This window comes from Muricauda sp. MAR_2010_75 (assembly GCF_000745185.1).
GTDB lineage: Bacteria > Bacteroidota > Bacteroidia > Flavobacteriales > Flavobacteriaceae > Flagellimonas.
On the sequence record NZ_JQNJ01000001.1, the window covers coordinates 1,241,253 to 1,261,111 of the forward strand.

At 42.4% G+C, this 19,859-nt stretch carries 20 protein-coding genes; 13 read left to right on the forward strand and 7 right to left on the reverse strand.

Annotated features, from left to right (window positions below; all coding sequences use genetic code 11):
- The first annotated feature begins 19 nt into the window (after positions 1 to 19).
- The 10 genes from FG28_RS05565 to FG28_RS05610 all read left to right on the forward strand — a co-directional run bounded on the left by FG28_RS05565 (position 20) and on the right by FG28_RS05610 (position 12,538).
- Positions 20 to 712 (forward strand): membrane protein, encoded by a 693-nt coding sequence (locus FG28_RS05565; RefSeq protein ID WP_036380623.1) that lies wholly within the window; start codon positions 20 to 22, stop codon positions 710 to 712.
- Positions 705 to 1,724: a phenylalanine--tRNA ligase subunit alpha gene (gene pheS / locus FG28_RS05570; RefSeq protein WP_036380625.1), complete on the forward strand. Its 1,020-nt coding sequence runs from the start codon at positions 705 to 707 to the stop codon at positions 1,722 to 1,724. Before FG28_RS05565 ends, pheS begins: the two co-directional genes overlap by 8 nt.
- A 124-nt stretch (positions 1,725 to 1,848) precedes the next feature.
- Positions 1,849 to 2,322, forward strand: coding sequence for a GbsR/MarR family transcriptional regulator (locus FG28_RS05575; protein WP_036380627.1), 474 nt, complete (start codon positions 1,849 to 1,851; stop codon positions 2,320 to 2,322).
- Between the two features lie 64 nt (positions 2,323 to 2,386).
- A complete protein-coding gene (locus tag FG28_RS05580; protein WP_036386201.1) occupies positions 2,387 to 3,460 on the forward strand; it encodes an efflux RND transporter periplasmic adaptor subunit in 1,074 nt (357 codons plus the stop codon).
- Between the two features lie 31 nt (positions 3,461 to 3,491).
- On the forward strand, positions 3,492 to 6,638 hold the full coding sequence (locus tag FG28_RS05585) for an efflux RND transporter permease subunit (protein ID WP_036380629.1): 3,147 nt from the start codon (positions 3,492 to 3,494) through the stop codon (positions 6,636 to 6,638).
- A gap of 31 nt (positions 6,639 to 6,669) precedes the next feature.
- Entirely contained in the window at positions 6,670 to 8,070 is a 1,401-nt protein-coding gene (locus FG28_RS05590; RefSeq protein ID WP_036380631.1) for an efflux transporter outer membrane subunit, read from the forward strand.
- 11 nt (positions 8,071 to 8,081) lie between these two features.
- Positions 8,082 to 8,687 (forward strand): TetR/AcrR family transcriptional regulator, encoded by a 606-nt coding sequence (locus tag FG28_RS05595; protein WP_036386202.1) that lies wholly within the window; start codon positions 8,082 to 8,084, stop codon positions 8,685 to 8,687.
- Positions 8,688 to 8,848: 161 nt separating this feature from the next.
- Positions 8,849 to 10,042: a histidinol-phosphate transaminase gene (locus FG28_RS05600; RefSeq protein ID WP_036380633.1), complete on the forward strand. Its 1,194-nt coding sequence runs from the start codon at positions 8,849 to 8,851 to the stop codon at positions 10,040 to 10,042.
- A 130-nt stretch (positions 10,043 to 10,172) separates the two neighbouring features.
- A complete protein-coding gene (locus FG28_RS05605; protein WP_156102213.1) occupies positions 10,173 to 11,180 on the forward strand; it encodes a permease in 1,008 nt (335 codons plus the stop codon).
- Positions 11,181 to 11,242: 62 nt separating this feature from the next.
- Positions 11,243 to 12,538: a Zn-dependent hydrolase gene (locus FG28_RS05610; protein ID WP_036380637.1), complete on the forward strand. Its 1,296-nt coding sequence runs from the start codon at positions 11,243 to 11,245 to the stop codon at positions 12,536 to 12,538.
- Between the two features lies 1 nt (position 12,539).
- On the opposite strand, the gene FG28_RS05615 is transcribed toward FG28_RS05610, so the two are convergent.
- Positions 12,540 to 13,229, reverse strand: a complete 690-nt coding sequence (locus tag FG28_RS05615; RefSeq protein ID WP_036380639.1) for a lysoplasmalogenase — start codon at positions 13,227 to 13,229, stop codon at positions 12,540 to 12,542.
- On the reverse strand, positions 13,223 to 13,696 hold the full coding sequence (locus FG28_RS05620) for a CYTH domain-containing protein (protein WP_036380640.1): 474 nt from the start codon (positions 13,694 to 13,696) through the stop codon (positions 13,223 to 13,225). Before FG28_RS05620 ends, FG28_RS05615 begins: the two co-directional genes overlap by 7 nt.
- A 27-nt stretch (positions 13,697 to 13,723) precedes the next feature.
- Between FG28_RS05620 and dinB the strand changes: the two genes are divergently transcribed.
- Positions 13,724 to 14,824: a DNA polymerase IV gene (gene dinB / locus FG28_RS05625; protein ID WP_036380642.1), complete on the forward strand. Its 1,101-nt coding sequence runs from the start codon at positions 13,724 to 13,726 to the stop codon at positions 14,822 to 14,824.
- Between the two features lie 79 nt (positions 14,825 to 14,903).
- Positions 14,904 to 15,482, forward strand: a complete 579-nt coding sequence (locus FG28_RS05630; RefSeq protein ID WP_036380644.1) for a TetR/AcrR family transcriptional regulator — start codon at positions 14,904 to 14,906, stop codon at positions 15,480 to 15,482.
- A gap of 48 nt (positions 15,483 to 15,530) precedes the next feature.
- Here FG28_RS05630 and FG28_RS05635 read toward each other — a convergent pair whose 3' ends face one another.
- The 3 genes from FG28_RS05635 to FG28_RS05640 all read right to left on the reverse strand — a co-directional run bounded on the left by FG28_RS05635 (position 15,531) and on the right by FG28_RS05640 (position 17,213).
- Positions 15,531 to 16,079, reverse strand: a complete 549-nt coding sequence (locus FG28_RS05635; protein ID WP_036380646.1) for a carboxymuconolactone decarboxylase family protein — start codon at positions 16,077 to 16,079, stop codon at positions 15,531 to 15,533.
- A gap of 35 nt (positions 16,080 to 16,114) precedes the next feature.
- Positions 16,115 to 16,273, reverse strand: a complete 159-nt coding sequence (locus tag FG28_RS20575; protein ID WP_156102214.1) for a hypothetical protein — start codon at positions 16,271 to 16,273, stop codon at positions 16,115 to 16,117.
- 91 nt (positions 16,274 to 16,364) lie between these two features.
- Positions 16,365 to 17,213: a helix-turn-helix domain-containing protein gene (locus FG28_RS05640; protein WP_036380648.1), complete on the reverse strand. Its 849-nt coding sequence runs from the start codon at positions 17,211 to 17,213 to the stop codon at positions 16,365 to 16,367.
- Between the two features lie 102 nt (positions 17,214 to 17,315).
- Between FG28_RS05640 and FG28_RS05645 the strand changes: the two genes are divergently transcribed.
- Positions 17,316 to 17,873, forward strand: coding sequence for a PAS domain-containing protein (locus FG28_RS05645; protein ID WP_081894231.1), 558 nt, complete (start codon positions 17,316 to 17,318; stop codon positions 17,871 to 17,873).
- A 9-nt stretch (positions 17,874 to 17,882) separates the two neighbouring features.
- Here the strand turns inward: FG28_RS05645 and pyk are convergent, their stop codons facing one another.
- Positions 17,883 to 19,325 carry a pyruvate kinase gene (gene pyk / locus FG28_RS05650; protein ID WP_036380651.1) on the reverse strand — a complete coding sequence of 481 codons (1,443 nt, stop codon included), beginning with the start codon at positions 19,323 to 19,325 and terminating at the stop codon, positions 17,883 to 17,885.
- A 2-nt stretch (positions 19,326 to 19,327) separates the two neighbouring features.
- Positions 19,328 to 19,792: an IPExxxVDY family protein gene (locus FG28_RS05655; protein WP_036380652.1), complete on the reverse strand. Its 465-nt coding sequence runs from the start codon at positions 19,790 to 19,792 to the stop codon at positions 19,328 to 19,330.
- Positions 19,793 to 19,859: the final 67 nt, after the last annotated feature.

Here is a 19,859-nt window from a genome sequence, read left to right on the forward strand (position 1 = left end):
AAACAAACCTATTCTTAACATGTCCTTCCTAAGATTTCCTAACGATTCAGGACCCATTTATTTGGAAACGGTTGAAGGTAGGTTGCCTGTGGAGCCCTTCAATACCTACAGTAACCTTGTTTTTTTGGTCCTTTTGGTGTATTGGGGAACCAAAATCTATAAAAATCCCAAACAACACCTTTTCTTGGCATGGGTGCTCCCTGTAATTGCCATAAGCTATGTTGGAGGCACAATTTACCATGCCACTCGTAGCCATGAATTCTGGCTTAAACTGGACTGGATGCCCATTATGCTTTTATGTGCGGCATTGGTCATCTACTTTACCTTTAAATTGGTACAAGTTTGGTGGGGGCGTGCACTTTTGATTGTTCTGCTTTTGGGAGCATCTTTCTTGTTACGAATTCTTCCCATTCCCAGCTCGTGGCGAATTTCTTTGGGCTACATTATCACAGCAATAACCATTTTGCTTCCCTTGGTTTGGTATTTGGTAAGAACCCAGGGGGGAAATCTAGTTTTGGTCATCCTTTCCTTTGCAATTTTTGGAATTGCGATTTTCTTCAGAAGCATTGATCTTACCCAGACTTTCTTTCCCATGGGCACCCATTGGTTATGGCATTTTTTTGGTGGTGTTGCAGTACATTTTCTTATTGCCTACATATTCAAGGACAATTTGCTAAATTTGTCCGCCAATACAGCCATCAAACATGATTGATACCATTAAGGAGCATTTGGCTGAAGTGGAGAAATTCACCTCAACCTCAAAAGATGAAATTGAAGCTTTCCGAATCAAGTATTTGGGAAAAAAGGGACTTTTGAACGGCTTTTTTGCTGAGTTCAAAAACGTGCCCAATGAAGAAAAGAAAGAGTTCGGTCAGGTAGTCAATCAATTGAAAAATGCCGCAACGGATAAAGTAAATGCACTAAAAACCGCACTTGAAAACCAAGTGGAGGCCAAAGGCAAATATGGTGATCTTACCCGTCCCGGTGAGCCCATTGCCTTGGGAGCTCGGCATCCCATATCCATTGTTAAAAATCAAATCATCGATATTTTCTCAAGAATAGGGTTCAATGTTTCAGAAGGACCCGAAATTGAAGACGATTGGCATAATTTCACGGCACTGAACCTTCCAGAATACCATCCTGCACGGGATATGCAGGACACTTTCTTTATTCAAACAGACCCGGATATTTTACTTCGGACACATACCTCATCGGTACAAGTGCGCTACATGGAAAGCCATAAACCGCCCATCCGTACCATTTCTCCCGGAAGGGTTTATCGGAACGAAGCTATCTCTGCCCGCTCGCACTGTTTTTTCCACCAGGTGGAAGGTCTTTATGTGGACAAGAACGTGTCTTTCGCTGATTTGAAGCAGACACTGCAGTATTTCACTTCCGAAATGTTCGGAAAATCAAAGATTAGATTGCGCCCGTCCTATTTCCCGTTTACGGAACCCAGCGCCGAGGTTGATGTGTATTGGGGACTGGAAACCGAAACCGACTACCGCATGACCAAGGGAACGGGTTGGTTGGAAATTATGGGCTGCGGAATGGTAGACCCCAATGTCTTGAAGAACTGTGGAATTGACCCCGATGTCTACTCTGGCTTTGCCTTTGGCATGGGAATAGACCGTATTGCCCTGCTCCTCAATCAAATTTCAGATATTCGCTTGTTGAGCGAAAATGATGTCCGCTTTTTGGAACAATTCAAAAGCGCATTTTAGGCCTTTTGACCTTCTATTTTTTCATTTTTAAAAACTAGCACTAAGTTTTAACACAAGTTTAAGTTCGCTTAGTTTTGTAAATACCGAACCAACACTACTTTTGCACTTTCAAATTCGGTTTACTATGGAAAAAACCAAAGATGAGTTGATAGAAACCTTGGGGGTCCATCTTGAGGTTGAGAACAATCTGCCACCACTTGCAGCTCGGATTTATGCCATTTTGGTCTTGACCAATGAAGATGGGCTAACTTTTGATGACTGTCTGGAAAAAAGAGGTGCCAGTAAAAGTTCCATATCCACATCACTAAATCTGCTGTTGAACATGGGCATTGTCACCTACTTCACAAAACCCGGTGACCGCAGGCGCTATTTTACCCTTGCCGAACGCAAGACATTCTTTCTTTCCAAATTGGAGGAAAATCTAAAGCGTATTGAAAAAGAAAAGGAAATCTTCGCCTTGGTCCAGAATTATTTTAAAAACAACAGCCCTAAAAAATATGAAGATAGCAAGGCCAAAACCAGCGTATACTTGGATTACATCACCAAACATGAAGTGCTTTTAAAAGAACAGATAGAAAAATATCAAGAACATCTTTGATTACAAGAACATGATTGCCAAACCGTTTATAAAACCCTACAACTATAACATCTTCAGTACCAACATGAAAACAATCAAAACGACTATAGCAATAACAATCACATTTCTATTGCTCTCTTGCGGAAACAAGACCCAGCAGCAAGCAAGTACACCACCTCCGCCCGCTTTAAAGGTGTTGAATCTTAAAAAACAGGACATCACGGTGTACAATACCTACCCCACCACCCTGGAAGGAAAGCAAAATGTGGAAATAAGGCCCAAAGTATCTGGTTTTGTGCAGCACATTTATGTAGAAGAAGGTCAAAAGGTCAAAAAAGGTCAGTTGCTTTTTAAGTTGGAAACCCAAACCTTGACCCAAGATGCCAAAGCGGCCAAGTCTGCCGTAAACGTGGCCCAAGTTGAAGTGGACAAACTGGTCCCCTTGGTAGAAAAAGGCATTATCAGCAATGTGCAATTGGAGACCGCCAAAGCTCAATTGCAACAGGCCAAGAGCAATTACCAAAGCATTACGGCAAATATTGGATATTCCCACATTGCGAGCCCGGTAGATGGATACATTGGTGAGATTCCCTACAAAGAAGGCGCTTTGGTAAGTGCCACCATGTCCAAACCTTTAACAATGGTTTCCGATATCAGCCAAGTACGTGCCTATTTTTCCATGAACGAGAAAGAACTTCTTGAAATGAAAAAACAAATGGTTTCGGAAAATGGCTCTGTTACTGCTGATGTAAGCCCCGAGGTGGAGTTGGTCATGATCAATGGAGAAACCTATCCGCAGAAAGGTAAAATTGCCATGATCAACAACCTCATCAATGGTACAACCGGAAGTGTGACTTTAAGGGCCGATTTTGAAAATCCAAATACCCTGTTGACCTCGGGAAGTACGGGAAAAATAAAAATTCCATCGACCTACGAAGACGTTTGGGTAATTCCCCAATTTGCCACCGTTGACCTTCAAGGAAGCAAGATGGTCTATGTATTAAAAGAAGGAGATTCCGTATCAACAATGCCTTTGAACATTGTGGCCCAAACGGATTCAGAGTTTATCGTGGCCGATGGTTTTGACCAAGGAACCACCATTGTCTCTGAAGGAGTTTCAAAACTTAGGGATGGACAGACCATCAACCCTGTCCAATAAAAAATTACTGCCAACATTTTAGAAAAACTATATGTTCCAAAAATTTATAGATCGTCCCGTACTTTCCACTGTGATATCAGTTATCATTGTGATTCTTGGTATTTTGGGACTTACCACTTTGCCCGTAGAACAATACCCAGAGATTGCGCCACCAACCGTTCAGGTTACCGCCAACTATACTGGGGCAAACGCCGAAACCGTATTAAAAAGTGTGGTGGTTCCTTTGGAAGAACAAATCAATGGTGTTGAAGGCATGACCTACATGACCTCATCCGCAAGTAACGATGGTGCGGCAAGCATCAGTGTCTTCTTTGAACTTGGGGTTGACCCAGATATTGCTGCAGTAAACGTACAAAACCGAGTGGCCAGGGCCAATAGCCTTTTGCCCCAAGAAGTAATCCAGACTGGGGTAAACACCCAAAAAGCACAGAACAGTGCCCTCCTTTTCTTCTCCATCTTCTCCGAAAATGAGAATTACGATGGCACCTTTGTAGAAAACTATGCCAAAATCAATTTGGTTCCCCGTTTACAGCGGATTAAAGGTGTTGGAAACGTGAACGTTTTTGGCGCCAAAGATTATTCCATGCGAATATGGATCTCTCCCGATAAAATGGCAGCCTACAATTTGGTACCGGCCGATATACAGGCTGCCTTAAGGGAGCAGAACCGTGAGGCGGCTACCGGAAAGATCGGGGAAAATGCGGAAGGCATCTTTGAGTATGTGATGAAATACAAGGGGCGACTTTCCGAGGTGGAGGAATATGAAAACATCATTCTAAAAACAACAGACAATGGAGGTTTTCTTCGCCTAAAGGATGTTGCAGAAATCGAATTGGGTGCTTTCAGTTACGTTCGAAAAAACTCAGGGATGGGAAATCCCGGTGTAGCCGTAGGTGTATACCAGACCGCGGGATCTAATGCGAAGGAAATCATTGATGAAGTCGAACAAATCTTGGTGGAAAGTAAAGCAGATTTTCCCAAAGGACTGGACTATGTCATCCCCTTTAACACCAAGGATTTTTTGGATGCTTCCATTGATCACGTAGTGCAAACCCTGATTGAGGCGTTTATTTTGGTATTCATTGTGGTGTTCCTATTTCTACAGGACTTTAGGTCCACTTTAATTCCGGCCATAGCCGTACCCGTGGCCATTATCGGAACCTTTTTCTTCCTGCAACTGTTTGGCTATTCCATCAATATGTTGACCCTTTTCGCCATGATCTTGGCCATTGGTATTGTGGTGGACGATGCCATTGTTGTGGTGGAAGCTGTCCATGCCAAGTTGGAACAAGGTGGTGATTCGGCTAAAACGGCTACAAAAACGGCCATGAGCGAAATATCCGGGGCCATCATTTCCATAACATTGGTGATGTCTGCCGTGTTTATTCCCGTATCCTTTATTCAGGGGTCTTCAGGGGTATTTTACCAACAGTTTGGTATTACACTGGCCGTGGCCATCCTAATTTCAGCAGTAAATGCTTTAACGTTGAGTCCTGCCTTGGCCGCGTTATTTCTAAAACCACACGACCCCGATAAAAACCATAAATCAGGATTGTTGAAACGCTTTTTCAGAGCCTTCAATGTTGGCTTTATGGCCATCACCAACAAATACACCAATACCGTGGGAACTTTGGTGAAACGAAAGTGGGTCACGGTGGCCATGTTGATCGGGTTTAGCGTATTGGCCATTATTCTTTTTAGGACCACCCCTGCAGGGTTTGTTCCAGATGAGGACCGGGGTATCATTTTTGTCAATGTAAGCATGCCTCCCGGAACCACCATTGAAAAGACCGAAGAAACCATCATGCAGTTAGATTCTATCTATGAATCCATGGACATTGTGGAAGCTCGAATGAGTGTGGCCGGGTTCAGTTTGCTGAACCGGGTAAGTGCCGGCTCCTATGCCTTTTCCATTATGAAATTGAAGGACTGGAGCGAACGGGAAGCCGATTCGCTATCCGTGAATGCCACTATGCAAAGGCTAAGAGCCACTTCAGGACAATTTAAGGATGCTCAGATCATTTACTTTACGCCGCCCAGTATTCAAGGTTTCGGAACCAATTCCGGGTTTGAAGTACAATTGCAAAACAAAGGGACTGATGATTGGTTGGCCATCAATGATGTGAAAAATCAGTTCTTGGGAGCTTTGAATGCACGACCCGAAATTCAATATGCCATTTCCCAATTTGATCCTGGATTTCCACAATACGATTTGGAAATCGATATAGAAAAAATAAAAATGGCCGGTTTCTCTGCCACCGATGTGTTCAATGCTCTCCAAGGCTATTATGGAGGAATTTATGCCACGGATTTCAACAAGTTTGGAAAACAATACCGTGTCATGATCCAAGCTAAGCCAGAAGATCGTGCCAACGAAAATTCCTTGAACCATATTTATGTGCGAAACGAGGATGATGAATCCGTTGCTGTAAGCCAATTCGTAAATCTGAAAAAGATTTATGGTCCCGAGGTAGTGGAACGGTTCAACCTGTTGAGTTCAGTAAAAATAAGTGGTGTGCCCAACCCTGGGTACAGTACCGGGGATGCCATAAATGCCATTGAGGAAGTGGCTGCGCAAGTATTGCCCAATTCCTATAGCTATGACTATTCTGGACTTACCCGAGAGGAAAGCAATGCCAGTTCACAGACCGTGCTTATTTTTATTTTGAGCCTTGTTTTTGTGTACTTCTTGCTCAGTGCGCAGTATGAAAGTTACATTGTGCCCCTTTCGGTACTGCTTTCATTACCAATTGGACTTGCAGGCGCCATTCTTTTTATAAATCTAGCAGGGTTGCAGAACAACATCTATTTCCAGATTGCATTGATCATGTTGATTGGACTATTGGCCAAAAATGCCATTTTGATTGTGGAGTTTGCCTTGCAAAGAAGGAGAGCCGGATTATCATTATTTGAGGCTGCTGCGGATGGTGCCCGGGCAAGGCTTCGACCCATCTTGATGACTTCTTTTGCCTTCATCTTTGGTTTGATGCCATTGGCCCTGTCCTCTGGAATCGGCGCCATTGGAAACCAGTCCATTGGGCTGAGTGCCGTTGGAGGTATGTTTATCGGAACTATTTTTGGAGTGTTTGTGATACCCGTGCTATTTGTGGTCTTTCAAGCCCTTCAAGAACGCATTTCAGGAAAACCGGAAGTAACCATTGAAGAAAGTAATGCCTAATCATTCATTGACCGAACAAAGTAGATTACCCATGAAAATTCAACCCATATATAAATTCATTTTGTTGCTCTCAGCACCTTTGTTGTTACAGTCCTGCTTTGTGGCTAAAAACTATGATCGGCCCGAAGTGGAAACAGAAAGTTTATACCGTACGGACAATCTACCCCAAGATAGTGTCTCCATGGCCAATGTTTCGTGGCGGGACCTGTTTAATGACGAACAGCTGAAATCCTACATTGAGCAGGGACTGGAAAACAACTTGGACATCCGAATTGCCCTCCAGAGCGTTACAGCTGCCGAAGCTTATGTAAAACAGGGAAAGGCTGGGTATTTCCCAACCTTAAGTGGAACGGCAAGTTTTACCCGTACCAAAAACTCAAGAAACAGCCAATTTGGTAGCTTTTTTACCAGTGCCTTGGAACAATACGAACTCTCTGGTGCCCTTTCTTGGGAGGCTGATGTCTGGGGCAAGATTAGAAGCAACAAGCGCGCTTCGGGGGCGTCTTACCTGCAAAGTGTGGCTGCCCATCAAGCGGTAAAAACGGATTTGGTGGCTGCCATTGCAAACACTTATTATCAATTGATGGCCTTGGACAAACAACGGGAAATTGCAGAGCAAGCCTTGGAAGCGAGAAAAAGCAGCTTGGAAACCACAATTGCCCTTAAAGATGCAGGTCAGGTGACCGAAGTGGCCGTAAAACAGACCGAAGCCCAAGTGCATACCACTGAAATTATCCTCATTGATTTGGAAAACAACATTAAATTGTTGGAAAATGCATTTTGCATTTTGCTGAGTGAACCTCCACATGAAGTACAACGCGGAAGTTTAGAAAATCAATCCATCAAAAGTGATTTGCAAACTGGTGTTCCCTACCTACTCTTGGCAAATCGTCCAGATGTGATGCAAGCTGAATACGGATTGATCAACGCCTTTGAACTGACCAATGTAGCCCAAAGCAGTCTATATCCTTCATTGCGTCTTACAGCTGCAGGTGGGTTTCAAAGTTTGGAGTTCGACAATTGGTTGGATGCAAGCTCCCTCTTTTCCCAACTGGTGGGTTCACTCACCCAACCAATTCTTAATGGAAGAAGACTGCGTACCCAAATGGAAGTGGCCAAGGCACAACAGGAACAAGCACTTTTGTCGTACAAAAAAGCCTTGCTCACAGCAGGAAGGGAAGTTTCAGACGCCTTGTACACCTATAATGCTGAAACTCAAAAATTGGAAGCCCGTTCCAAAGAATTGGAAGCTTATTCCACGGCAGAGGACTATTCAGAGGAATTGCTGAACAATGGTCTTGCCAATTATTTGGAAGTACTTACGGCTAGACAAAATGCCCTGAATTCTGAATTGAGTTATGTGGATTCACAGTATGGGCAGTTGAATGCGATGGTCGAATTGTATCGCGCTTTGGGCGGTGGATGGAGATAAAAAACGGCAATGTGGATAGCAGAGAAGACTTACTGGCATTTGCCATAACCAATTTTACCAAATTTGGGAGCAAGCGCTTTTCCATGGACGAATTGGCCCATAGTATTGGTATCTCAAAAAAGACCATTTACAAGCACTTCGACAGCAAGGAAGAATTGGTTACGGAAAGTCTTTTATACCTTTTACAAAATGTCCGCGAAAGCATTGATAACTATATCGGTGAAAATCCCAATGAAAAAAATCCCTTAAATACCATTGTATTTATCTATAGATTGGGCTTGACCCACTTGCAGGTAATCAGTCCATCATTTTTTTACGGACTCAATAAATATTATCCAAAAGCCTCCAAGGCTTATGCTAATTTTCGTTCAGATATAGTTTGGCGTATTGTGTTTCCCCTTCTGGAGAAAGCCCAAAAATTGGGTCAAGTACGGCCAAAAGTCAATGTAGCGCTAATGTGCAAGCTTTTTTTGTATCGGATGGAAGACATCGTCTACGCCAACACCAATCTTTTTGAAGAATATAGCATTCAGGAGTTGTTGGATCATATTGTAGTGAACAGTTTACGCGGAATTATGACCGTGGAATATCTTCAGATTTGCACCTTGGAAAAATAACTTTTCTTTAATCCTTCCGTTCCAACGCTTACAATATCAGAAAATAGAAACCTCTATTTTTTGGATTCTATATTTTAAGGTGTTGATTTTTATGTTTTTAGTATTGCTTTTTGCCCTGTAATCTCATAATTTTAAGAACACTACTAAAAACATCATCTATCATGGGAACAACTAACATCAACAGAAGGGATTGGTTACGCAAAAGTATGCTCACAGCGGGTGGGGCCATCGCCTTGCCATACATTGGTCTTGCGGAAACACCGCGGGCTCCTTTGCAATTGGATAATAATGGAAATGCGGTGTATAGCCCATTTTTTAAAGAGTTTTTACCAAAGCCCGATTCCATGTTCCCTGATTTGGCTGCCAAATTGAATGCAAATGAAAATCCCTATGGGCCATCTCCCATGGCTTTGGAGGCATTTAAAAATGCGGCACCTGGAGGAAACAGATATGCCTGGAAGGAATTGTTTCAGCTCGTTGACAAGATAGCCGACTTTGAAGGTGTGGAAAGCAAAAATATTATGATGGGGCCAGGGTCTTCTGACCTTTTGGAAAAAACGGCCATGGTTTTGTTCATGGACGGTGGAAACGTGGTTTCCGCTGATCCTGCTTATATGTCCCTGATTCGAGTGGCTGAGTCTGTAGGTGCTACCTGGAAGCCCGTCCCCCTGAAAGATGATTGGTCACATGACCTTAAGGCCATGGAGGCCGCTGTGGATTCAGATACAAAACTGGTTTATATCTGTAATCCCAATAACCCTACAGGAACTATGACAGACCATGAAGAACTTGTGGATTTCTGTTCCAGGGTTTCAGAAAAAGTTCCTGTTTTTGTGGATGAAGCCTATCTCTGGTTCTTGGATGAAGGTGCAAAAAAGAGTATGGTTTCCTTGATCAATGAGGGGAAGGATGTTATTATTGCAAGAACTTTTTCGAAAATTCATGGTATGGCTGGCCTGCGTGTAGGTTATATCGTAGCACAAGAATCCACCTTGGCAAAACTTGAAAATATAACCCGTGGCGGTATGGGAATTTCCTATCCATCAGTATATGCCGCAATGGCTGCAATGGATGACACCGAGTTCATCGATTCATCCCGTACCTTGAATGCAGAATGCAGGGAATATGTCTACCAAAGTCTAGATCAAATGGGCTTTTCCTATGTTCCTTCCCATACCAGTTTTCTCATTTTCCCCATCGAAATGGATGGTAATGCATTTTTGGACAAAATGACCCAATTAAAAGTCGGTGTCCGAGCCTTTGAGTTCATGGATAAAACATGGTGTCGGGTAAGTATGGGCACTATGGACGAAATGAAATTGTTCACCGACGCCATCAATAAGGTATTGATATAGTATAATAGATATCAGCCTACAAAAAACCATTGTATTTCTATTTTTTATCTTCATTGGAGTTCTACTTAAAGTAAAGTTTAAGTCCAAGGAAGAGATTTCTGGCATCAAAAAAATCATCCTTAACCTTGCCTTGCCGGCCACTATTTTTATTGCCCTTTTAGGCATAAAAGTAGAATTACATTTACTGGTTTTGCCCCTCCTCGCCCTTGGGCTCAACCTACTCTTGTTTTTGGCCATGCCCATGGTTTTGCCTCTCATGGGAATCAGTAAAAAGACTCCAGAATATCGTACCGCCAAGCTTTTAATTCCCTCTTTGGCTCCCGGATTGTCTTGCTTTCCCTTTGTGCTTGAGTTTTTAGGGGAGGACTATTTGGCCAAGGCTGCAATGGCCGATTTGGGAAATAAAGTCTTCGTACTTTTCTTCCTTTACCTCGTTGCCATGAATTGGCATTATGCGCTGCAATCCAACCAAAGTAAAAAAGGTTCTGCTCAATTGGGACCTATGCTCAAGGCCATGATTTCCGAACCCGTCAACATTTTTATTGGTGTGGCACTGCTCTTATTGGTTTTCGGATTTACCATGGATTCACTGCCCTTCTTTTTAAGTGAAACCTTGGAGAAATTAAGCCTCATCATGACTCCATTGGTTTTACTGTTTATTGGATTAGCCGTTAAAATCAAAAGAAAACAGTTTTTTCAGATCTTCTCACTTTTGTGTACTAGAGCAGGTCTGGTCCTGCTAATTTCCGGAACTTTTATAATGATAACAGGTATTCAAGCTCAAAATGAAATCCTGCTCACCATGGCTTTTGGATTGAGCGCCTGTAGTTTTTGGCCCTATGCCCATATTGCTGCGGTGGATGGTTTGGAACTGGAAAACAAGCCCAAGAAAAAAACGTTCAATAATGATTTTGGTATTGCCATATTGGCACTTTCCTTTCCCCTTTCAACCATGCTCATTCTAGGGGTGCTCAACAGTGGCACTTTTTTCGCTTCGGGCTATACCATTTTTTTGATTGCTGGTTTGTTATTCGCCTTGGGGCTGCTTCCACCCTTATTCAACGGATTGACCACAAAGTGGGCCCACCTCAAGTTCATCAGTCCAAAATTGGATAGGCCCGCTGCGGAGAATGCATAGGGTTTTGGGTGGTTTTCACCTCAAATGATTATCTTAGAAAAGAACACGCTAAACCTTCAATCATGTTTTTTCGCATTATTCCGCTATTCGTTTTATTGGTGTCAATTTCCCTTACTGCCCAAAAAAAAGAAATTAAAGTGGATCAAGACCGTCTGGAAAAACGCATTTTTGACCTAGCGGAATTCGGACTACAAGAAAACGGCGAAACAGAACGGGTGGCTTTTAGTGATGCCGATATTGAAGCGCGAAACTGGGTGGTTCAGACCATGAAAGACTATGGAATGGAAGTTATAATCGATGCTGCTGGAAACATTATCGGAAAACGAAAAGGAAGCGATGCTTCCAAAAAACCAATCTCTTTTGGCTCCCATATAGACCGCGTGCCCAATGGTGGAAATTATGATGGTTGTGTGGGTTCCATGGCAGCCTTAGAAGTTATCGCAACCTTAAATGACCATAACATCAAGACCAAACATCCATTGGAGGTCATCATTTTTCCCAATGAAGAAGGGGGTGTAATGGGTAGCCGAGCTATGTCCGGGAACTTGACCAAAGCCGCCTTTAAAGTAATTAATTCCACAGGATATTCCATGGGTGAAGGTATTATGCGCTTGGGTGGAGATACTACACACATCAAGGACGCCATCCGAAAAAAAGGAAGTATGGCCGCCTTTGTGGAGCTTCATATTGAGCAAGGCGGTATTTTGGAAAAAGAAAATCTCAACATTGGCGTTGTAGAAGGTATTGTAGGGCTAAAATGGTGGGATGTGGTCTTTACCGGTTTCGCCAACCATGCTGGGACTACCCCTATGAACGCAAGACAAGATGCACTCTTGGCCGCTGCCAAGTTTATTGTTGCCGTAAACGAAGTCACCAATAGTTTTGAAGGAGCCCAAGTAGGAACCGTGGGCCGAATTAAGGCCGAACCGGGAGCACCTAATGTAATCCCAGGCAAGGTGGTGACCAGTTTGGAAATCCGTGATCTTTCCTCGGAAGTGATTGAAAAGGTATTCCAAGCTATCAAGGCCAAAGCCCAAGAAATAGCTGATGCTTCCAATGTTTCCATTGAGTTTCATCCTTTGGATACCACGGCAGACCCCGCCCTGACCGACCCTCTGGTCTACAAGGAGATTGAAAATTCCGTAAAGGAGATAGGGCTTACCTATAAATATATGCCCAGTGGAGCAGGGCACGATGCCCAGGATATGGCCCGAATTGCCCCAACGGGCATGATCTTTGTCCCGAGCAAGGGCGGCATCAGTCATTCACCAAAAGAATTCACCTCGGCAGAAGATATGGCTAACGGCGCCAATGTATTGTTGAACACGATTCTAGCTTTGGATAAAAAATTAGATTGATTCAAGCTTGATTGCCAGAGTTAACTTTACTATCCCAAACAATTTTAAAGGTCGCGTTGGCAAGCAGTCCGATACTCAGCCAATACGTTCCCAAAATGAGCACGCTAGCATATACAAAAGGTGCTTTAAACTTGTTTATGGCCAATAGCGTATCAGAAAGCATGAACAGTATAACGGCCAACGCAATCCATGAATACGCTTTTCCCTTGTCTCTTAAATACATTCCAATGCCTTGCCATGCCATGGAAGTTATCACCAGAACATAAACCAGAACTGGTAGCATAAAATCTCCCAAACTCGGTTTGAGCCAAAAGAAAATAGCTCCTCCAATCGCGAAAAGTAGCACAAAGGAAACCCAATGGAACCGAAAACCTTTGTGTTGTAAGAATCCCAAAATAAAGAGAACGTGCGCCAATAAAAATGCGACCAATCCAAAAACAAAATACGCTGGGTTCAGCAAAAGGATATCCCCCAAAAGACAAAATCCAAAGGCTCCCATCATTATCAATTTGAACTTTGGATGCCCCTGTTTTGGAGCGAAAAACAATAGGGATACGATTAGGATAGTGGTCAACGGCTTAAAAAGCTGATAGAGATTATGTCCTGTGAAATCCAAGTAAATGGCGATACAGGCCGAAACCGCGCTGAGTAAATTGATGCTTCTTTGCCATTTTTTGGGCTCCCCTACCATTGCAAAAATGGGTTTTTACTCAGTTGGGAATTGTAATACTTGGGCTGCCCTGTTACCTCATCTCCTAGCCATTTGGGCTTTTCAAAAACCTCATCTTCATGCTTGAGTTCAACTTCAGCAATGACCAAACCTTTGTTTTCCCCTAAAAACTCATCCACCTCAAAAAAGTGGTTTCCCAAAGGAACTTCAAACCTTACCTTTTCCAAAATTACATCTTCGCAAAGGTCGATTAGATTGGTAGCTTCGGTTACGTTGATTTCAGTTTCCCACTCAAAACGAGTTGTACCTGACGAATTGCTGGGGCCCTTCACCGTTAAAAAACCTTGATTTCCCTTTATTCGGACCCTAACTGTTCGTTCCGGGTCGGTGTTTAAAAAACCTTGTGCTATGCGTACCTGAGATATGGCTTCCTGTTTGTAGGCGTCCGAGACCACCAAAAACTTTCGTTCTATTTCCAAGTGTTCCATCAAACTAAATATACCCTAAATTTGAGTATGGACTTGGATTTTCCCTTAAGAAAAATCATTCATGTAGACATGGACGCTTTTTATGCCTCCGTGGAACAGCACGATAACCCGGAGCTGAAGGGAAAACCCATTGCTGTGGGTGGAGGCTCTAAGCGAGGTGTGGTCTCCGCGGCCAGTTACGAAGCCCGAAAATTTGGCGTAAAAAGTGCCATGGCAGGCTATATTGCCCAAAGAAACTGTCCGGATTTAATCTTTGTAAAACCCCGATTTGATCGTTACAAGGAAGTCTCATTACAAATACGTAGTATCTTTTTTGAGTATACCGATTTGGTAGAACCCCTTTCTTTGGATGAGGCCTATTTGGATGTAACGGAAAACAAAAAAGGGAATCCATCAGCTACCTTGATTGCCAAAGAAATCCGTCAAAAAATATTGGAAAAGACCGGGTTAACCGCTTCGGCCGGGATTTCCATCAATAAATTCATTGCCAAAGTGGCGAGCGACTTCAACAAACCCAACGGGCAAAAAACGGTAAACCCAGAGGAGGTGATTCAGTTTTTGGAAGATTTGGATATTAGAAAGTTCTATGGCGTAGGTAAGGTAACAGCAGAAAAAATGTACCGCTTGGGTATTTTTACCGGGAAGGAGCTAAAACAAAAATCCATTGCGTTTTTGGACGAACACTTTGGGAAAAGTGGCAAGTACTATTACTACGTTGTTCGAGGTGTCCACAACAGTGCGGTTAAGCCGCATCGCACCCCAAAATCAGTGGGGGCGGAACGTACTTTTTTTGAGAATTTAAGTAGTGAGATCTTTATGTTGGAAAAACTGGAAAACATTGCCAATGAATTGGAACGGAGACTTCAAAAATCCAAGATTGCTGGAAAGACCATCACCTTAAAAATTAAATACAGCGATTTTACCCTCCAAACCCGAAGCAAGACACTTCCTTACTATATTGCCAATAAAGAACTCATCCTAGAGACAGCCAAGGAACTGCTTTATCAATCAGAATTGCAAAACTCCGTGCGTTTGTTGGGTATCTCTTTGGCCAACCTCAATACGGAAAAAAAAGAGGAAGAAACCAAGAAAGAATCAGTATCCGTTCAGCTAAAATTTGATTTTTGAATTGCGTTATGCATTGTCATAAGATAATTTCTTGTTACTTTGTGTGTACAGCCCCAAAGTTTTATGACATATTTATGCTATGCAACGTCCTGAATTGCACCTACATATCATAACCACAGCCGGCAATCTTTTCTATACGCATGGGTACAATTCTACGGGCATCAATGAAATTATTGAAAAGTGTGACATCGCCAAGGCCACACTTTATAGCCATTTTAAATCCAAAGAGGATATTTGTGTTGCCTATCTTGAACAACGCCATGATGCCTTTATGGAATCCTTAAAAGGCTATGTAGGACGACGAAAACGTGGCAAAAACCAGCTGTTGGCCCTATTTGATTTGCTCCAAGACATGTACCGTGAGGAAAATTTTCAAGGGTGTTGGGGTCAAAAAACCCTGGGTGAGATTTCACCAAAGCAGAAAAAAATTCTAGAGGTTATCCAAAAACAAAAAAAAGACCTGCTTTTATACTTAGGTGAGGTTGTAGGAGAAAATATCCCCAATATTTCAAGGGCGGAAACTGAGAAAATTTCCGGTGGACTCTACTTGCTGTACGAAAGTGCCATTACAGAAAGTCATCTTTTTAAAAACGATTGGCCCATTTATATGGCCAAAAACATCGCTCCAGCTCTTTTTGCAGATTCTGAACCGATATAAAAAAAGCCCTTCCAAAACAGAAAGAGCCTTTTTTGTCACCGCAGTGTTCTAGGCTTCCATAGTTTCCAACGGCTGCGCCACTGGAAAATCAACAGGAATTTCCGTAGTGTTGTTGATATAGTTTGAGATGGTTTTATCTCCCACCAAAACAATGGTGTCAATCAAATTTTCCTTTGTCCAACCGGCTGCAAAGAAGTTATCCAACACTTGGGCATCTGTTGCGCCCCTGTTCTTGGTAATGTTTTTGGCCAAACGTGCCAAAGCATCCAATTTTTGGTCAAAAGAGGCTTTTCCTGCCCTTAGTTCCAAAATCTGCTCGTCTGTAAAACCGTTCATTTTGCCAATGGCGGTGTGCGCAGACAAACAATACAAACAGTTGTTGACCTGACTAACGGCCAAATTTACCACTTCTTTTTCCTTAGCTTTCAAGGAGGTTTTGGCATTGGCAAAGTTTAAATAGTTACCCAGTGCATTTTCTGAATGCGCATAGGTAGCATATAGGTTGGGAACAAAGCCCAAAGCCTTTTCCAAATTGTCAAAAATAGCCTGATTGGCCGAACTTACTTCTTCTCTTTTAAGAACATTGATTGTGCTCATGATTCTAAATTTTAAAATGAATTGTTATAAATGGATTAATACGTCTGTACAAAGGGTTTCTCCGCATCACAGTAGAAATCGTGATGGTATTTTTGTTCACAATGTTCTGAGGCATTCACCCTTTTTGCCTGGACCTTTTGTGGTGTTCTAAATATCTCAATGAGATTGAAAATGGATTTTTCCAAAGGTTTCATCTTTTGTCTGTTTTAAATTACAGGGCAAAGATGCGTCCAAAAAGAAGGTGGGTGTTAGGAAGGGTTTCCCGTTGACTTGACGATTTTTCCCTTAGGCTGTGACAACTAGGTTTTCGCGGTACTCCGATGGGGTCATCTGGGTCATTTTCTTGAAAAATCGGCTAAAATGCGCGGGGTCATTAAAGCCCAATTCATACGCTATTTCCTGATTTTGCTTGTCCGTGTAGTTGATGAGTCGTTTTGCCTCCAAGGTTATTCGCTCCAAAATGATCTGTTGCGGCGATTTTTGGTTGTAAATGGAAAATAGATTGGAAAGCGTTTTGGGGGACTTGTATAACATTTCGGCATAATCACTCACCTTTCGTTTGGTCTTGTAATGTAAGTCCACCAAAAAATTAAACCTCCGAATGGTATCTATTTGATCATTCCCAAGCGTTTTAACGATGAGCTGCTCCTTGGCCAAGCGTGTGCTCATAATGATCAATCTTTTAAGGAGCATCTGTAGCATGTCGCCCTGGATATTATCCGGGGTTGAAAACTCTTCGATGAACATATCGTGCAGCAGGTTGAACTTGCCCAACTGCTCTTTTGGAATGGTGATAATTGGAATGTCTTGGGTTCCAAAAAACAGAATGCCGTTACAGGAAACCTCACTGTCATGATCAAATACACAATAAAATTCCCGGTTAAAAAGGATAGCTGAAAGGGGCAATTGTGTTTCGGAATAGGAAACGTGTTGCAGATAGGTGACCGTTACAATTTGATGGGGCATCAACTCCAAATCCATTCCATCTATCTGTATGGTCAATGGACAATCATTCCGGTTCCATAAAAATTTTATGGTCTTTGCTGTAATGGAAAATCGTTCTTGGTCTTTTTTAATGTCTTCGGTGAAGCCCAAAATGGCCCCTAATCTGGAGTCTTTGTACTCGTATTTCATAAGCTGATTGTTCCTTTACACAACTTTTAGTCCGCCTTTTTTGTTCATACTTACAGTGCCCAAACGTTTCATTATCAGACAAAATCTTAAACAAGAGTGTTAATGTCTTGTACACATTTCGCCGATTTTATAGTATTGAATATGAAAGCACCTTTTTATGAAGAAGCCTTGACAAAGTTTTACGGCAAGATGAAGTTGGGAAATTCACCTATTTCTTCCCTCGATTTTTACACATCTTTCTTCGACAGTATCTGCCGAAACATGCGGGACATCAAAAATTTAAGCGCACTCTCCAAAGAAGGAAAATGGAAAACGCCATTCCCTTTCCATCACGAAATCATGGACAAAAACCATACGGTGGTCCTGACCGATGCTGATATAAATATTGTTTATGCCACACAGAACATGTATTTTATGAATGGCTATAAACCAGAGGAAATCATTGGTAAAAAACCCAAAATATTTCAAGGAAAGGATACTTGCCAAGAAACCACAAAGGTCATTTCAAAGGCCATCAGAAATAAAACTCCTTTTGAGGTGGTGTTGGTGAACTACAAAAAAAATGGAGCTCCTTATGAATGTAAAATCAAAGGAGCCCCTATTTGGAATAAAGACGGAAAGTTGGTCAACTTTATCGCCTTTGAAAAAGAAGTTGCTTAGTTCCTTTTCTTAAAAATTACAGGATTCTATTTCGGTCACCCGTAGGGTGTTCACCATGCCTTTGTCTTTTATGGGCATGGCCGCAAGACTGATGAGCATGTCGCCTACCCCCAAGAATCCTTTTTTACAGGCAATTTGGTTCACATCCTCTATAGTCTGATCGGTGGACACAAATTTATCATAATAAAAGGCCTTCACTCCCCAAAGCAAGTTTAACTGGGTCAAGATTCTTTTGTTGGACGTAAACACCAAAATATGGGCGCTAGGTCGCCATGCTGAAATCTGAAATGCCGTATACCCACTATTGGTCAATGTGGAAATGGCCTTGGCCTGAATCTCATTGGCCATTAAAGCAGCATGGTAACAAACCGATTTTGTAATATATCTTTTGGTTCTAATGTGAGGCGGTGTTTGCGGAACCTTGATCAAGCTGGAACCTTCCACACTGGTTAAAATGCTCGTCATTTTCTCAATAACCTGAACGGGATAATTACCAACGGAAGTCTCCCCTGATAACATCACGGCATCGGCACCATCCATAACCGAGTTGGCCACGTCGTTCACCTCGGCACGGGTTGGTGTAAGGCTAGTAATCATGGTTTCCATCATCTGCGTGGCGATGATTACCGGAATCCTGGCTTTCTTGGCCCTGAGCACCAATTTTTTCTGAATCAGAGGCACCTCATGAGCGGGAACCTCAACACCCAAATCGCCCCGGGCTACCATAAGACCATCACAATAGGCAACGATCTTGTCGATATTCTCAACTGCCTCGGGCTTTTCAATCTTGGCCACAATAGGAATCTTGTGGTCGGTGTGCTTGTTGATCAAATCCTGAAGGTCCATCAAATCTTGACTATGGCGCACAAAGGAAAGTGCAATCCAGTCCACCTTGTGCTCAATGGCATAGATGGCATCCTTAATGTCTTTTTTGGTCAGCGCAGGCAAAGAGATCGCAGTATTGGGAAGGTTTACTCCCTTTTTAGATTTTAAGGGACCACCCTGAATTACGGTTGCCGTTACCTCATCTTTTCCATTGGTGGATTTCACCTCAAAGATCAGTTTTCCATCATCCAACAAAATGCGCTCTCCCGGTTTTACATCTATGGGGAAGTTTTTGTAGTTCATGTATACCCTTTGTGCTGTACCTTCAAAAGGTTCTCCGGTGGCAAAGGTGATTTCATCCCCGGGGGCCACTACGGCCTCACCTCCCATGACCCCTACTCTAAGTTTGGGTCCCTGCAAATCTGCAAGTATTGATGTGTTTACCTCCAATTCTTCATTTAACTCCCGTATCATGTTGATACGTTCTGTAACATCATCATAAGAGGCATGTGAAAAGTTTATTCGAAAAACATCCACTCCTGCCAAGATCATTTCTCTGAGAACTTCCTTCTTACTGGTGGCAGGGCCCAACGTTGCTACAATTTTAGTCTTCTTTCTAGTTGGCATTTTTAAAAGATTAAATTTCTTTTTGATTTTAAGGTTTCTGTGTCAATGGGGTATGCAGTGATGACCTTGGATATTTTGTTGATGGATTTTACCTTTTCTGTAAACGCTGATTCCTCAGCGGCATCAACTTTTAAGAAATAGTCGACTTCTTTTCGCTCTCCTATCAGATAGTTTGTCCTCATGGATGTTTCGTCACCAAAAAAACCATCTGACGGAACAATTTCTTCAACAGCACATTTGTTGGAAATCAATGTCCAATAGATGTCGTTGAATTCATCATCCCAATCAAACACAGAAAATGATAGATTTTCATCAAGGTGAAGGTCTTTTGCCATCCTCTTCAAATACAATCCACAGTTGGAATTTATGGCATAGGTCATGGCATAATCCTCCAAATCACTGTGTATGGCGATGAGTTTAAAACTGTCATCATAAAAGTCTGCCGATATCTTATGCGTCGTCAACATGCCCTTAACACGAACTGTAAATATACTCTTAATCCTATTGACTGCCTAGTTGAAACAAGACAATACA

Coding starts and splice junctions, on each gene's coding strand:
- FG28_RS05630 (WP_036380644.1), top strand. CDS start 14,904: ATGCAACGTCCTGAATTGCACCTACATATCATAACCACAGCCGGCAAT.
- FG28_RS05640 (WP_036380648.1), bottom strand. CDS start 17,213: ATGAAATACGAGTACAAAGACTCCAGATTAGGGGCCATTTTGGGCTTC.
- FG28_RS05580 (WP_036386201.1), top strand. CDS start 2,387: ATGAAAACAATCAAAACGACTATAGCAATAACAATCACATTTCTATTG.
- FG28_RS20575 (WP_156102214.1), bottom strand. CDS start 16,273: ATGAAACCTTTGGAAAAATCCATTTTCAATCTCATTGAGATATTTAGA.
- FG28_RS05600 (WP_036380633.1), top strand. CDS start 8,849: ATGGGAACAACTAACATCAACAGAAGGGATTGGTTACGCAAAAGTATG.
- FG28_RS05565 (WP_036380623.1), top strand. CDS start 20: ATGTCCTTCCTAAGATTTCCTAACGATTCAGGACCCATTTATTTGGAA.
- FG28_RS05575 (WP_036380627.1), top strand. CDS start 1,849: ATGGAAAAAACCAAAGATGAGTTGATAGAAACCTTGGGGGTCCATCTT.
- FG28_RS05610 (WP_036380637.1), top strand. CDS start 11,243: ATGTTTTTTCGCATTATTCCGCTATTCGTTTTATTGGTGTCAATTTCC.
- FG28_RS05645 (WP_081894231.1), top strand. CDS start 17,316: ATGTCTTGTACACATTTCGCCGATTTTATAGTATTGAATATGAAAGCA.
- FG28_RS05590 (WP_036380631.1), top strand. CDS start 6,670: ATGAAAATTCAACCCATATATAAATTCATTTTGTTGCTCTCAGCACCT.
- dinB (WP_036380642.1), top strand. CDS start 13,724: ATGGACTTGGATTTTCCCTTAAGAAAAATCATTCATGTAGACATGGAC.
- pheS (WP_036380625.1), top strand. CDS start 705: ATGATTGATACCATTAAGGAGCATTTGGCTGAAGTGGAGAAATTCACC.
- FG28_RS05585 (WP_036380629.1), top strand. CDS start 3,492: ATGTTCCAAAAATTTATAGATCGTCCCGTACTTTCCACTGTGATATCA.
- pyk (WP_036380651.1), bottom strand. CDS start 19,325: ATGCCAACTAGAAAGAAGACTAAAATTGTAGCAACGTTGGGCCCTGCC.
- FG28_RS05615 (WP_036380639.1), bottom strand. CDS start 13,229: ATGGTAGGGGAGCCCAAAAAATGGCAAAGAAGCATCAATTTACTCAGC.
- FG28_RS05620 (WP_036380640.1), bottom strand. CDS start 13,696: ATGGAACACTTGGAAATAGAACGAAAGTTTTTGGTGGTCTCGGACGCC.
- FG28_RS05655 (WP_036380652.1), bottom strand. CDS start 19,792: ATGTTGACGACGCATAAGATATCGGCAGACTTTTATGATGACAGTTTT.
- FG28_RS05635 (WP_036380646.1), bottom strand. CDS start 16,079: ATGAGCACAATCAATGTTCTTAAAAGAGAAGAAGTAAGTTCGGCCAAT.